This window comes from Myxococcus sp. CA051A, from assembly GCF_013336705.1.
GTDB lineage: Bacteria > Myxococcota > Myxococcia > Myxococcales > Myxococcaceae > Myxococcus > Myxococcus llanfairpwllgwyngyllgogerychwyrndrobwllllantysiliogogogochensis.
Map to the genome: position 1 here is coordinate 234352 of NZ_JABUMS010000003.1, position 14396 is coordinate 248747.

10 protein-coding genes are annotated in these 14396 nt (G+C 69.7%); 5 read left to right on the forward strand and 5 right to left on the reverse strand.

The features are described 5' to 3' along the window. Positions 1-24: 24 nt before the first annotated feature. Both HUA74_RS10940 and HUA74_RS10945 read right to left on the reverse strand, forming a co-directional pair. Complete coding sequence (locus tag HUA74_RS10940) at positions 25-342, reverse strand: hypothetical protein (protein WP_141641740.1); 318 nt, start codon at positions 340-342, stop codon at positions 25-27. A gap of 141 nt (positions 343-483) precedes the next feature. Next, positions 484-1449 carry a PLP-dependent cysteine synthase family protein gene (locus HUA74_RS10945; RefSeq protein WP_141641741.1) on the reverse strand — a complete coding sequence of 322 codons (966 nt, stop codon included), beginning with the start codon at positions 1447-1449 and terminating at the stop codon, positions 484-486. A gap of 174 nt (positions 1450-1623) precedes the next feature. Here HUA74_RS10945 and HUA74_RS10950 point away from each other — a divergent pair, with 174 nt between their 5' ends. Together HUA74_RS10950 and HUA74_RS10955 are read left to right on the forward strand one after the other, a co-directional pair. Continuing rightward, a complete protein-coding gene (locus HUA74_RS10950; protein ID WP_141641742.1) occupies positions 1624-3087 on the forward strand; it encodes an ATP-binding protein in 1464 nt (487 codons plus the stop codon). Between the two features lie 69 nt (positions 3088-3156). Continuing rightward, positions 3157-3753 carry a DUF2378 family protein gene (locus HUA74_RS10955; RefSeq protein WP_174454522.1) on the forward strand — a complete coding sequence of 199 codons (597 nt, stop codon included), beginning with the start codon at positions 3157-3159 and terminating at the stop codon, positions 3751-3753. A gap of 12 nt (positions 3754-3765) precedes the next feature. On the opposite strand, the gene HUA74_RS10960 is transcribed toward HUA74_RS10955, so the two are convergent. Beyond that, on the reverse strand, positions 3766-5043 hold the full coding sequence (locus HUA74_RS10960) for a M48 family metallopeptidase (protein ID WP_254613958.1): 1278 nt from the start codon (positions 5041-5043) through the stop codon (positions 3766-3768). Between the two features lie 134 nt (positions 5044-5177). On the opposite strand from HUA74_RS10960, the gene HUA74_RS10965 reads away from it, so the two are divergent. Both HUA74_RS10965 and HUA74_RS10970 read left to right on the forward strand, forming a co-directional pair. Beyond that, positions 5178-9533, forward strand: coding sequence for a DEAD/DEAH box helicase (locus tag HUA74_RS10965; protein WP_174454523.1), 4356 nt, complete (start codon positions 5178-5180; stop codon positions 9531-9533). 69 nt (positions 9534-9602) lie between these two features. Continuing rightward, positions 9603-12173: a S8 family peptidase gene (locus HUA74_RS10970; RefSeq protein WP_174454524.1), complete on the forward strand. Its 2571-nt coding sequence runs from the start codon at positions 9603-9605 to the stop codon at positions 12171-12173. 66 nt (positions 12174-12239) lie between these two features. Here the strand turns inward: HUA74_RS10970 and HUA74_RS10975 are convergent, their stop codons facing one another. Further along, the gene (locus HUA74_RS10975; protein WP_174454525.1) at positions 12240-13061 is read right to left on the reverse strand and encodes a metallophosphoesterase; all 822 of its coding nucleotides are present in this window, start codon (positions 13059-13061) and stop codon (positions 12240-12242) included. Between the two features lie 108 nt (positions 13062-13169). Between HUA74_RS10975 and HUA74_RS10980 the strand changes: the two genes are divergently transcribed. Beyond that, positions 13170-13760: a biliverdin-producing heme oxygenase gene (locus tag HUA74_RS10980; RefSeq protein WP_371745658.1), complete on the forward strand. Its 591-nt coding sequence runs from the start codon at positions 13170-13172 to the stop codon at positions 13758-13760. Positions 13761-13766: 6 nt separating this feature from the next. Here the strand turns inward: HUA74_RS10980 and HUA74_RS10985 are convergent, their stop codons facing one another. Beyond that, positions 13767-14324, reverse strand: a complete 558-nt coding sequence (locus HUA74_RS10985) for a DUF420 domain-containing protein (RefSeq protein ID WP_174454526.1) — start codon at positions 14322-14324, stop codon at positions 13767-13769. Positions 14325-14396 lie beyond the last annotated feature (72 nt).

Here is a 14396-nt window from a genome sequence, read left to right on the forward strand (position 1 = left end):
TCGCGCGAAGAGACGGACACTGCCTCAGGCGAGGAGGGCTTTGGGGACGTGGAGGATGTCGTCCAGGTCCGCGGAGGCGGGCGCATCCTCATCCTGAAGGACGAGACGCGGCCGAGGTGCTTCCAGGAGCAACGAGGGAGGGGAGACGGGCGCGGCGATTGAGCGCACATGGCCGCAGCAGGTGCAGTCCGCGCAGTCCGGCGCGCACTGACCGCTCGCATCGTCATCCGGGCAACGTTGCGCGCACACGGTATCCGTCACGTCGGCGATGACCTTCCACAGGCCACCTTCCGTCGGGGCGAACAGCAACAGGCTGAGGCACAGCCAGATGCGTGTGAGCACGAGTTTGGCTTCTAGCATGACCCCGGACGGTGCGCACGCGGATGCATGCTCAGCGTGAACCAGGCATCGGAAGAGGGCGTGCCTGCTCGCCCGTGAGGGCCGGCGGAGTGTTGTCGCGCCGGCCCTTTGCGTGAGTGTGCGTCAGGCCACGACGCGCGGCGGCGCGGGCCGGTGCTGAATCAGCTCGGTGGAGAAGTAGCGCTCCATCCGGTCCGGGAACACCGTCACCACCTGCGCGCCGGGACCCAGTCGCCGCGAGGCTTCCACGGCCGCCACATAGTTGAGGCCGGAGGACGGGCCCACCGGGAAGCCCCGGCGGATGAGGGCGCGCGCGGTGCACATGGCCTCTTCGTCCGACACGTCCAGCTCCACGCGCCCTGGCATGTCCGAGTCGCGGTACAGCTTGGACATGCCGTCCACGACACCGGGCACGCGCGGACTGAAGCTGCAACACTCGATGTCGCAGCCCAGCCCCGCGATGGGACGCGCGATGAAGGCCGTCACCGGACAGCCCGCTTCCGCGAACGCCTGGTACAGGCCCACCACCGTGCCGCCCGTGCCCACGCCGCTCACCACGCCATGCACCAGGCCGCCCGGAATCTGGGAGAGGATCTCCTGCCCCGTCCACACGCGGTGCGCCTCGGCGTTGTCCGGGTTCTCGAACTGGCGGGGCGCGAAGGCCTTGCGCTCCCGGGCAATCTGCTCCGCCTTGGCGATGGCGCCACGCACGCCCTCCGCCCTCGGCACCAGCACCACGTCGCCGCCGTAGGCGCGGATGGTGAGCACACGCTCGTCGGTGACACCCTCGGGCATCACCGCGGTGAAGCGCACGCCCATCTGCGCGCTCGCCAGCGCGAGCGCGATGCTCGTCGAGCCGCTGGACGCCTCCACCACCTCGCCGCCGGGCTGCAACTCGCCCAGGCGCCAAGCCTTCTCCAACATGTAGCGCGCGATGCGGTCCTTCGTGGAGCCACTGGGGTTGAGAAACTCCAGCTTGCACCAGATGGTGGGGCCCTCCGGGTCCAGTCGGACGGGGACAAGGGGCGTGGGAGCGATGGCCTGAAGAAAGCGGCCATCCGCGGGCAGCGGGCGACAGGGAGGACGCATGATGTCCTCCCTATCGCGAATCGACCCGGCCCGTTAGCGTCCTGAGCGTCTTCCCGACGGACGGGGATTCCATGGGCTGTCCGCCCGGCCTGTCAGGAAGCACCCGTGGGCGGCGATGGATGTGGCGCGACCGGAGTCCGGCGGGTACGAAGGAGTACCTCTGCCCCGCACGTCATGAGTCCTCCATCTCCGGTCATTCTCAACGTCAATGATGATGAGGCCAGTCGCTACGTCACCAGCCGCGTGCTGGGGCTCGCGGGCTTCCAGGTGGTGGACGCGGGCTCAGGCAGCGAGGCCCTGGCCCTCGCGGATGAGCACACCGACCTGGCCATCCTGGACGTCCGGTTGCCGGACATCAGCGGACTGGAGGTCTGCCGGCGCCTGAAGCAGGCCCCTCGCACCCGGGGCATGCTCGTCCTGCACCTGTCCGCACAGGCGGTGGGGCCAGGCGACCGGGCGCACGGCCTGGAGCACGGCGCGGACGGCTATCTGGTGGCCCCGGTGGACCCCGAGGAGCTGGTCGCCCAGGTGCACGCCCTGCTGCGCCTGCGCCGCGCCGAGCGCGAGGTGCACGCGCTGTCGCGGGAAGTGGAGCGCCAGCGTCGACTGCTGGACATGGCCATGGCCTCCGCCGCAGACCCCATCGCGCTGTTCGACGCGTCGGGACGTCTGCTGTTCGCCAACCAGGCGGCGCATGCGGCGCGAGGCAGCCACGAGGTCCTCGTCTCGGGTGAGTCGCTGAGCGCGCGGGAGGAGAAGGACCCGTCGCTCGCGCCCTTCATCCGGTTGATGGAGGTGGCGCTGAGCACCGGACAGGTCCAGCGCGGCGCAATCACGCTGTCGACGGACCAGGGGCCCCGTCACTTCGACTACACGCTGTCACCCACGCTGGATGGGGACGGCCAGGTGGCCGCGTTGATGGCCACGTCGCGGGACGTCACCGAGGAGCGCAGCGAAGAGGAGTTCCGCGAGCAGTTCATCGGGATGCTCGGGCATGACCTGCGCAATCCCCTCAATGCGCTGTCCATGTCCGCGCAGCAGCTCAAGCGCAAGGGCAACCTGGACGAGCGCCAGTCCTCGCTCACCGAGCGCATCCTCACCAGCGCGGACCGCATGGACCGGATGATTCGCCAGCTCCTGGACTTCGCGCGCTCGCGCCTGGGTGGCGGTGTCCCGGTGGTGGCCTCGGACTGCGACGTCTTCGACGTGGCGCGTCGCACACTGGAGGAGATGCGCGCCAGTCACCCCGGTCGGATGCTGGTGCTGGAGGTGGTGGGGGACGGGCGCGGCGCGTGGGATTTGGACCGGCTGGAGCAGGCGTTCAGCAACCTGCTGGCGAATGCGCTGAAGTACAGCCCCGTGGACAGTCCCGTGCGGATGTGGGGCCAGGCGAGTGCGCGGGAAGTGGTGCTGCGCGTCCACAATGGCGGACCGCCGATTCCTTCGGAGGAGCTTCCACACATCTTCGCCGCATGGCGTCGAGGCTCGCGAGCCGTCCAGCACGAGGCGGCGGCGTCCTCGGGGCTGGGGTTGGGGCTCTACATCACCCGGCAGATTCTGCTCGCCCATGGAGGCGAGGTGACGGTGGAGTCCAGTGCGTCGGGTGGGACGACCTTCACGGTGCGGCTGCCCCGGTGATGATGACCATCTGACGTTTGACATGCGGAATGGCTCGCCGTTGCGGGGGGCCATTGCCACTTATCCGTCATGTCGCCCGAGAAGCTCATCTTCGCGCAGTCCGTGGAAGCCCTCTTCGTGAGGGCCCTGGGCCCCTATCTGACGCGGGAGGGGCGCCAGCGCCTGAAGGGAGTGGGCCTGGATTTGTCGGAGCGGCTGCGGCCGGCCTACTCGCTGGAGCAGTGGCGAGGCTTCCTGCGGGTGGCCGTGCAGGACATCTTCCCGTCGCTGCCGGCGAAGGAGGCCTGGCTGGCGTTGGGTGCGCGCTATCTCCAGGGCTTCCGGCAGACGCCGGTGGGGCGGGCCAGCCTGTCGCTCGTCACCCGCCTGGGGCCGATGAGGACCCTGGAGCGGGTGCCCTACAACGTGAGGGCCGGCAACAACTTCAACGAGGTGCGGGTGGAGGAGTCCGGCGAGGGCGCTGCCACGCTGTGGATGAAGGACGTAGCGGCGGACAACCCGTACTTCTCCGCGGGCTTCCTGGCGGAGTCGCTGCGCGTGGCGGGCGCCGGGCACGTGGAGGTGGAGCCCATCGCCTTCGATGGCACGGCGGCGACGTACCGCATCGTCTGGAACAGGACCGCGGCGGCTCCAGTGGGGGAGGCCGCGCCCGCGCCGGGGGCGTAAGGCCCTCCGCGCTCACTTCATGAGGAAGGCCCGCAGGTGCTCCCGCTCGTTCTCCAGCGATGCGGTGAGCCATGCCCGTTGGAGTGAGGGCAGGGGCCACAGGTCCATGCGCTGGGGCTGGGTCACGCGCGCGAGCTTGAAGGCATGGCACTGTGCCGCGCCGACTTCTTCCCGTCGCTTCGGGTCGTTGAGCATCTCCACGCCCTGAATCACCATGCGCAGGCCTACCAGATACTCCACGAGCGTGGTCTCTTCGACGATGCGCTCGCCAATGGAGGACAACACGTGGCCCAGTCGCTCACGGTCCCCGGCCGTGAGCGTGTCCGAGACGAGTGCTCGCTGGGTGAGGCGGTAGGGACCGGTGAGCGCCAGCTCTCCCACGAAGGCTGAGAAGGCACTGGCTTGAAGGCGGGAGACCTTCGCCAGCGTCAGGAGCCGCATGGCCTCGGTGTACATCGAGAGGGTGGAGGCGGTCCGGTAGTCAGGGAGGTCGGCGATGCGCTCCAGCTCGGCGAGCTCTTCTGGAGTGAAGGGCGCTTTCGGGTCGGTGTCCCCCAGCAGCACGAGCAACCGGAGTTGAATCTCCTGGGGCGATGTTGCGGCGAGTTGTTGAAGGCGGGGCTTGAGCGTGGTGCGCGCCTTCGCGAGCGCCTCGGGATGTTGGGGGGCCGCGGTCAGGAAGTGCTCGAAGGCGGCGCGCAGGAGGACGGGGTCCTTCACCTTGTCGAGGTGCGTGGCGAGCCACTCCAGGTCAGGGCTGCCGAGCATGTTTCCCGAGAGCGCGAGGATGAGGCGGACGTCCGCTGCTTCGGTGCGTTCCCAGGCGGCGTCGAACTCAGGCTTGCCATCGCTGGATGAGGTGGGTGGTTCCAGCAAGAAGCGGCTCTCCGCGAAGAGGGGGCGCTCTGCCTGGGCCCACGCGTGAAGGAAGGCCTCACGCCAATCGAACTTCGGTTGACGGGTGCGTTGCTCCACCAGGGACGAGAGGATGACGACCTCCGGCTCCTTCGCGGCGACCGCGCGAAGCCGCTTCAGGGTCTGCTCCGCCTTGGGCAACGCGCCCTGCTCCAGGAAGACGCACGTCTGGACGAAGAGGGCGCTCGCGTCTTGGGGCGCTTCCTTGAGCGCTACCGTGAGTTCCTTCTGGGCTTCCGCGCCATTGCCGGACCGGGCGTACTCGGAAGCGCGTTGGATGCGCGCGACGAGCGGTTCCGACGCGGCCGTCTCCGGAGGGGCCGCTCCGAGGCTGAGGGCCGCGATGATGAGCCAGGGGACGATGGGTGTGCGCATGTCCCCAGCCTAACGGCGCGGTCGCCTGCTCTGGGAGTACCCGAGCGGAGGGTGTGGGCGAGGCCGTTCCCCACGCCGCGTGCGCGTTGACGCCCGCCTGTACCTGTGTTCAGGCTCCGGGTGGAGAGGTGCGCATGCCCCCGCAGATTAGTCTCGACTTCGCCGCCGAGTGCGCGGCGCACCCGGCACTGGCGAGTTTCCACCCGGTGGTCCGCCGCTGGTTCGCCGAACGACTGGGCGAGCCCACGCGTCCCCAGGTGGAGGGCTGGCCGCTCATCCAGGCCGGGCATGACGTCCTCATCGCCGCGCCCACGGGCAGCGGCAAGACGCTCACCGCGTTCCTCGCCGCGCTCGACTCGCTGTTCCGGCTGGCGCTGGAGCGGAACCTGGAAGACCGCACGCAGGTGCTCTACGTCTCGCCCCTCAAGGCGCTGGGCAACGACGTGCAGAAGAACCTGCTCCAGCCCTTGGAGGAGCTGCTCTCGCGCGCCCGCGCGGAGGGGTACACCCCGGGCGAGCTGCGCGTGCAGGTGCGCAGCGGTGACACGCCCGCCTCCGAGCGCGCGAAGATGATTCGACGTCCGCCGCACATCCTCATCACCACGCCGGAGTCGCTCTACCTCTACCTCACCGCCGAGCGTGCCCGCGCCACCCTGCGCGGCGTGCGCACCGTCATCGTCGACGAGATTCACGCGCTCGCGCGCGACAAGCGGGGCAGTCACTTCACGCTGTCCATGGAGCGACTCAAGGCGCTCACGGAGATGCGCCCGCAGCTCATCGGCTTGTCCGCGACGCAGAAGCCGCTGGATGCGATTGCCGGCTTCCTCACCGGCGCGTCCCACCGCGAGTGCCGCAAGGTAGAGGTGGGCCATCTGCGCCCGTGGGACTTGAAGCTGGAGATTCCCGACGCGGAGCTGTCCTCGCTGGCGAGCCACGAGATGTGGGGCCAGGTCTACGACCGGCTGGTGGCGCTGGCGGGTGAGCACCGCACCACGCTCATTTTCGTCAACACGCGGAAGATGGCGGAGCGCGTGGCCCATGATTTGGGCGAGCGATTGGGCGAAGGTCTGGTGGCGGCCCATCACGGCAGCATGTCGCGGGAAATCCGGCTGGCGGCGGAGGAGAAGCTCAAGGACGGCCGGCTACGCGTCATGGTGGCCACCGCGTCGCTGGAACTCGGTATCGACGTGGGCAACGTGGACCTCGTCGTCCAGTTGGGCACCACGAAGGCCATCTCCGTGCTGCTCCAGCGCGTGGGCCGCGCGGGCCACCACAAGGCGGCCATCTCCAAGGGCATCGTGTTCGCGATGACGCGCGACGAGCTGATGGAGTGCGCCGCGCTCCTCAACGCCGTGCGCGAGGGTGACCTGGACGCGGTGATCATCCCGCAGAAGCCGCTGGACGTGCTCGCGCAGCAGGTGGTGGCCGCGTGCGCGTGCGAGGAGTGGGACGAGCGCGCCCTCTTCAGCCTCTTCCAGCGCGCGTACCCGTACCGCGAGCTGACGTGGGAGGAGTACCAGGGTGTGCTGGAGGTGCTGTCGGAGGGCATCGCCGACCGGCGTGGACGCGCGGGCATCCACCTGCACAGAGACCGCGTGAATCAGCGCCTCAAGGGCCGGCGCGGCGTGCGCATCACCGCGCTCACCAACGGCGGAGCCATCCCGGACACCTTCACCTTCAGCGTCACCGCCGAACCTGAGGGCAAGGTGGTGGGTACGTTGGACGAGGACTTCGCGGTGGAGTCGTCGCCCGGAGACGTCTTCCTCCTGGGCAGCACCGCCTGGAGAATCCAGCGGGTGATGGGCAGCACGGTGATGGTGGAGGATGCACGCGGCGCGGCGCCCAACGTGCCCTTCTGGCGTGGTGAGGCCCCAGGACGCACGGACGAGCTGTCGCTCCAGGTTGGCCGGCTGCGCGACGAACTCCTCAACCGCGACGACGCGGCCAGCTTCCTGGAGAAGGAGCTGCGCATGCCGCCGCCCGCGGTGGATGCGCTGCTGGGCTACCTGCGGTTGGGCAAGAAGATGCTGGACGCGGTGCCCAGCAATCAGCTCGTGGTGGCCGAGCGCTTCTTCGACGAAGCAGGCGGCATGCAGCTCATCATCCACGCGCCCTTCGGCAGTCGCATCAACCGGGCCTGGGGAATGGCGCTGCGCAAGCGCTTCTGCCGCTCGTTCGACTTCGAGCTCCAGGCGGCGGCGACGGAGGACGGCATCCTCCTGTCGCTGGGCGAGCAGCACTCCTTTCCGCTGGCGGACATCTTCGACTTCCTTCACCCGGACCAGGTGGAAGAGGTGCTGGTGCAGGCGGTGCTCCAGTCGCCGCTGTTCGGCACGCGCTTCCGCTGGGTGGCCACGCGAGCCCTGGCGCTCAACCGGATGATGGGGGGCAAGCGCGTGGCGCCCAACCTCCAGCGCGCGCGCAGCGAGGACCTGCTGGCCGCCGTCTTCCCGGCGCAGGTGGGCTGTCAGGACAACCACGGTGGCGGCGACGTCGAGCTGCCGGACCATCCGCTGGTGAAGCAGACGATGGACGACTGTCTGCATGAGGCCATGGACGTGGAGGGCCTGCGCGAGGTGCTCCGTCGCATGAAGGACGGCCGCATCCGCCTGGAGGCGCGCGACGTACCGGAGCCGAGCGTCTTCGCGCACGCGATGATTCACAGCCAGCCGTACACGTTCCTGGATGACGCTCCGGCGGAGGAGCGCCGCGTGCGCAACGTGGCCCTGCGCCGCGCGCTGCCGGCCGAGGACGCGGCGGCCTTCGGCGCGCTGGACGCGACGGCCATCGCCACGGTGGTGGAGGACGCCGCGCCGCCAATGCGCGACGAGGACGAGCTGCACGACATGCTCCTCCAGTGGGTGCTGGTGCGGGACGCGGAGGTGCCGAAGGGACTGGCGACGCCGCTGTTCGAGCAGGGCCGGGTGGCGTGGTTGGACCTGCCCGCCGGACGTTTCCTCGTCGCGGCGGAGCGGGGCAGCGCGGTGCGAGCGCTGTTCCCCGACGGGGTGACGCAGCCTCCGTTGCCGGTGCTGGCGCATGACCGGCCGGTGGAGCGGGAGGCCGCGGTGCTCCAGGTGGTGCGCGGGCGGATGGAGAACGTGGGCCCCACCACGGTGGCGGAGCTGTCTCGCCTCTGCGTGCTGAGCGAGGACGAGGTCAACGCGGCGATGCATCAACTGGAGATGCAGGGCACCGTGCTGCGGGGCCGCTTCCGTCCGTTGGAGACACCGCTCGCGCCGGGAGAGACGCCGCCGCTGGAGTGGTGCGACCGCCGTCTGCTCCAGCGCATCCACCGGATGACGGTGGGGCGGCTGCGCCGGGAAATCGAGCCGCTGAGCGGGCGCGACTTCATGCGCTTCCTCTTCCGGTGGCACCACATGGAGGACGTGGACGCGCTGCGCGGCTCCACGGGACTCATGAAGGCGGTGCGGTTGCTCCAGGGTTACGAGGCGCCTGCCTCCGCGTGGGAGCGCTTCCTGTTGCCCGCGCGCATGCGGGGCTACACGCCGGACATGCTGGAGCGCGCCTGCTACGCGGGTGAGGTGGCCTGGGGCCGGCTGACGATGAAGGACCAGCCGAAGCCCGTGCCGGGACCTCGTCGCGGCGCGCCCGTGACGCCGCCGGAGCCGGAAGTTCCAGCACCCACGCGCTCGCGAGCCTCGCCCACTCGCAACGCGCCGCTGACCTTCACGCTGCGCGAGGACCTGGAGTGGATGCTCGCGGCGGCGCGGCCTCACGCGGTGCTCGCGGATGGGGACGTGTGGACGCCGCCGGACCTCAGCGTGGCCGCCAAGGATGTGGTGGCGGTGTTGGAGCGCCGGGGCGCGTGCTTCTTCCAGGACCTGGTGTCCCGCGCGCGACGACTGCCCGCTGAAATCGAGGACGCGTTGTGGGAGCTGGTGGCGCGCGGCCTGGTGACGGCGGACGCGGTGCAGAATCTGCGCGTGCTCCAGAGCCCCGCGCATCGCAAGCGGCAGAAGCTGTTGCAGCGCGGTGGACCCGGACGCTGGAGCCTGCTGGCGCCCGCGGAGCCGAAGACGTCGGACGAGGTGATGGACTCGCTGGCGCGCCTGTTCCTCCAGCGCTACGGCATCGTCTGGCGAGACCTGGTGATGCGAGAGGCGCTGGCGCCCACGTGGCGTGAGTTGCTGTTCGTCTACCGACGCATGGAGGCGCGAGGCGAGGTGCGCGGTGGTCGCTTCGTCGCGGGCTTCGTTGGAGAACAGTTCGCACTGCCGGAGGCGGTGGACATGGCTCGCGCGGTGCGACGGCAGCCTCCTTCCGGGGTGCGAGTGCAGCTCTCCGGCGTGGACCCGCTCAACCTCACGGGTGTGGTGACTCCAGGGCCGCGCGTGCCCGCGATGCCGGGCAACGTCGTCACCTACGTGGATGGCGTGCCGGGCGGCGTGGACGCGCTGGAGGACGATTCCGAGGAGAACGTTGGCGAGGACACGGAGAGCGGCGGCGGGGTGGCGCAGGCCAGCTGAGAATCCCCGTTCGTCTGGACACGCGGTGTTAGGGTCCCCCCCACTGTTTCCTGGAGGGGGTTCTCTCGAATGCGTCGTCTATTGCTCGTCGGAATGTTGCTGCTCTCCGCCACGTCGTGTGACGAGGACGGCGGGGGCGGGCCTGATGCGAACTCCGGCACCGTCGCGGGGACGCTGACGCCGTTCCGCAGCAACGAGCAGTCCTCCGAGGGTGGAGTCTCCCGAGCCACCCACCTTCCCTTCGGCAAGGGCGTGCTGGCGCGGCTGAAGGACTCGATGCGCGGCGCGAAGGCACAACGCGTGCGCCGCTCGGCGGTGGACCAGACGGACCCGGGCCTGCCCATCATCCCCGCGCCGCTGGGGCCGCCGCCCCTGGCACGCATCCCCCAGGAGGACCCGACCATCGCTGGTGACGTCGTGGTCCGCTTCGAGGAAGCGGGCGTGTCACCCGAGCACGTGTTGTCCGCCGCGGCGCTCCCGGGCTACCGCGTGGTGCACAAGGGCCATGCGAGCGAGTACCTGCACCTGGTGGGCTTCGAGGCGGAGGACGGCCACGCGGTGACGACGGACGAGACGCGAGAGCTGGTGTCGAAGCTCGCGGCGGTGCCGGGCGTGCGCTACACGGACCGCAACCTGCGCATGTACAAGACGGCCGTTCCCGACGACAAGGGCTACGGCCTCCAGTGGCACTACCCCACCATCAACCTGCCGGCCGCATGGGACATCGAATTCGGAGCGGACGGCGTGGTGGTGGCGGTCATCGACACCGGCATCGTCTCGCACCCGGACCTCAACACCCACGTGGTGCAGGGCTACGACATGATTGCCGACCCGACCAACGCGGGTGACGGCAATGGCCGCGACCCGAATCCCCTGGACGAAGGGGGCGATGAGCCGCAGGGCGGCTCGTCGTGGCATGGCTCGCACGTGGCCGGCACCGTGGCCGCGGTGACGAACAACGGCGTCGGCGTCGCGGGCGTGGCCTGGAACGCGCAGCTTCTGCCGGTGCGCGTGCTGGGCAACAAGGGCGGCAACAGCTTCGACATCGCTGCGGCCATCGCCTGGGCCACCGGAGGTGATGTGCCCGGCATCACCCAGCGCCCGGCCAAGGCCGCCAAGGTGGTGAACATGAGCCTGGGTGGCAGCGCGCCGCCGCAGCCGCTCTACCAGGACGCCATCGACGCCGCCGTCCGTCGCGGCGCCATCATCGTCGTCGCCGCCGGCAACGAGAACGTGGACGCCTCCAACAGCACGCCGTGCAACCAGGAGAACGTCATCTGCGTGGGCTCCACGGGCCTGTCGGGCCGGCGCAGCAGCTTCTCCAACTACGGTGCGCGCGTGGACGTGGTGGCCTCCGGCGGTGAAATGGTGGAGGACATCAACGGCGACGGCTACGCGGACGGCGTGTTGTCCACGGTGCTGGATGACAACCGGCAGCCCGCGTATGCCTTCTCCCAGGGCACCAGCATGGCGGCGCCGCACGTGGCCGGCGTGGTGGCGCTGCTGGCGGCGACCGCGGCCAAGCTGAGCGCGGACCTCACGTCGAGCCAGGCGGAGAGCGCGCTGAAGACCACCGCGACGCCGATTCCCTCCTCGCTGTGCGCCGGAGGTTGTGGCGCGGGACTCATCAACGCGCAGGCGGCGCTGCGGCGCATCCAGAGCACGGACCCGGCGTTGGAGCCGCCGAAGCTGAGCGTGTCGACGAGCACGCTCTTCTTCCGGCAGAGCGTCACGCAGCAGCTCACGCTGAGCAACGTGGGCGGCCGACAGGGCGGCGACCTGGTGGTGACGGCCACTGTTTCGGGCGCGCAGCAGTCGGCGGTGTCCTTCCCCGGGGGAAGCACCAAGACGGTACCCGCCTACGGCTCGACGACGCTGGACGTGGCGGTGAACACGGCGGGCCTCGCGGATGGCGACTACGTGGTGAACCTCAACCTCGCGGGCTCCGGAGCGGCCGGCTCGGCGACGGTGGCGCTGAAGATTGGCGTGGGCACGTCGGACGACCTGGATGCCATTGTGGCCTTCGTCTGGCAGAACGCGCTGACGGGCGAGTGGGAGGCGGCCCAGGAGGCCATCACCGTGGCTCGCGCGTCGCGCGGTTACGACTACTCCCTAGCGCTGGAGCCCCGGACCTACTACGCGCTGGCGACCATCGACGACGACGAGGACGGCGAGCTGTTCGAGGACGGGGAGCGCACGGGCTTCTGGCGCAACGTCGACTCCTTCGAGCCGCTCGACGTGGAGGCCGGTGACTCCACGCCCGGTATCAGCTTCGACCTGCTCCCGCTGGCGCCCATCGACGATGACCCGACGCTGGACGTGGGCGCATCGTGCACGGATGACTCCGACTGCGCGGAGGGGTTCTGCAACACGAACTTCCCTGGAGGCTACTGCTCCCTCGTGTGCAACACGACGGCGTGTCCCGCGGGCTCGAAGTGCTACACGGTCAGTTCGTCGGGGCTGAAGAACTGTCTGGACAGTTGCTCCCGCGAGGTGGGAACCGGTCAGGGTGACTGCCGTTCGGGCTACGTCTGCTACAGCGACGGCACTGGCATTGGCGCGTGTCAGCCGAGCTGCATCGGCTCCGGCCTCAACTGCTTGCCTCCGGCCACGTGTCGGAGCGACGGCTTCTGTCGCTGAGTCGCCGTCCGTGGCGAAGCGGGTTCCCGGTGAGGTCGACCGGGGACCGCGCGGCGCCTCACGTCTTCACGCGGACGGCTTCGCGCGTTCGAGCAGCACCGCGCGACTGTCCACGTTGAGCACCTGGGTGCCGCCAGGAAGGGTGGCGAGCGGCGTCTCCCAGTGGGCATGGCCGCAGACCACCAACAGGTTTGCGCGCCTCTGCACGGACTCCCGGATGACGGGGCTGCCGCGCAGCCGAGTGCCCTCGACGTCCGGCCCCTGATGCAGCACCAGCACGTCCGGTGTCTCGCGCAGCGTCGCATCGAGCTGTCGCAGGAAGTCCGTCTCCCCGCGTCGGCCGGCCTTGTCCGGGTTGCCGATGATGCCACCCACGCCGCCCACGCGAAGGCCCTCCAGGTCCACCACCTCGCCGTCGAGCAGGTGGATGCCGGGGCGCTGCTGGAAGCGTACTTGCTCGCGCGCACCGCCGAACGTGTCGTGGTTGCCGGCCACGCCCACCACCCAGCGGAAGTGCTCGGCGAAGGCCTGCCAGACGGCGCGCACGTCACCGGAGGCGCCGCGCACATTCGCATTCGCTTCCGAGTACAGGTCTCCCGCGAGCACCACGCCGACGGTTCCCGGCTGGGGCAGCGTGCCCAGCTCACCAAGAATCGCCAGCTCATCGGCGAGCACTTCTCCGAGCAGCGCCACCGCACCGTCCTGGAGTGCATGGGGAGCCACGCCCTGGAGGTCGGAGAGCACCAGCAGCGCGGCGACTTCGTCCGGGAGCGCATCCACCGTGCCGCGCAGCAGGGGGAACAACACGGTCTCGCACCCACCCCGTGGCGCGGCGGCTTGGTAGGGCAAGCTGTAACAAGGCACTTCGTCGAGCGTCAGGATTCGCATGGCGCCCCGGTCGGCCGCCTCCCCGCGTTCCTGACAGGGAGCCCCGGCGGCGTTGGTTGGGATTTAGCCATTCCCTCCGAGCCCGGGTGGGGCCATCTTGGTTGGACCGTGTCCCTGCTGCCGCGACTCAAGACGGAAACCCGCCCCCACCACGAGCGCACCGAGTCCGCCGTGCGCTTGCTGGAGCCTGGACTGACGCTCCAGGGCTATCGCCGCCACCTGGAGGCGCTCCACGGCTTCCATCTCCCGGTGGAGGACCAACTCACCACACTGCTGGGAGCCGCGCTGCCCGGGCTGCGCCTTCAGGAGCGGGTCAAGGTGCCGTGGCTGGAAGCGGACCTGCGCGCGCTCGGCCATGACACGCCGTCGCTCGCGCGGCTGCCAGGGTGCCCGGAGCCACCGCCGCTGCTCGGTCTGCCCGAGGCGCTCGGGAGTTGCTACGTGCTGGAGGGCGCCACGCTCGGAGGCCAGCTCATCCTCCGACACCTGCGCCGCCACTTCGAGGGAACCCCCGCGGGCGACTTCGTCTTCTTCCGCGCCTACGGTGACGACGTGGGCCCCCGGTGGCGCGCCTTTGGCGAAGTGCTCACGCGCGCATCCGTGGACGCGGCCGACCCTGCCTTCGATGACCGCGTGGTGAAGGGTGCCCAGGACACTTTCGACGCCTTCGAGCGCTGGCTCCGACGCGCGCTGCCCTGAGCGTCGCTACAGGGACGTCAGGCCGCCGCGCAGCATGAAGTACACCACCACGCCCGTCACCGACACGTACACCCAGATGGGCGCCAGCCACCGCGTCACCTTGCGGTGCCGGGGGAACTCTTTGCGCCACGCGAAGTAGAAGGCCACCAGCGCCAGGGGCACGACACCCATGGACAGCAGCACATGGCTGGCCAGGATGCACAGGTACAGCCCTCGCCAGTCGCCCACGTAGCGCGTGTCTCCGTGCACGTAGTGGTAGGTGAGGTAGCAGACCAGGAACAGCGCCGACGCCGCGAAGGCCGCCACCATCAGGTACTGGTGCACGCGCCGCGCGCCGCGCTTGATGGCCACCCATCCGGCGATGAGCAGCGCCGCCGCTGTCGCGTTCAGGCTCGCGTTGACGGCCGGAAGGAAGCGCAAATCCACACCCTCCACGCCGTCGCGACGGCCCATCAGAATCCACGCGATGAAGGCGAGCGCGAGCGCGGAGACAACACCGGTGAAGACATAAAAAGCCCGGTCGCTCACTCGGGGCTGAAGCGGAGCAGAGGTGGCGTTCGACATGCGCCCTATCTCTCGCGACACGTCCGCCGATGCAACCAATGCAGTAGCGATACACCGTTGTGCCGACATGTC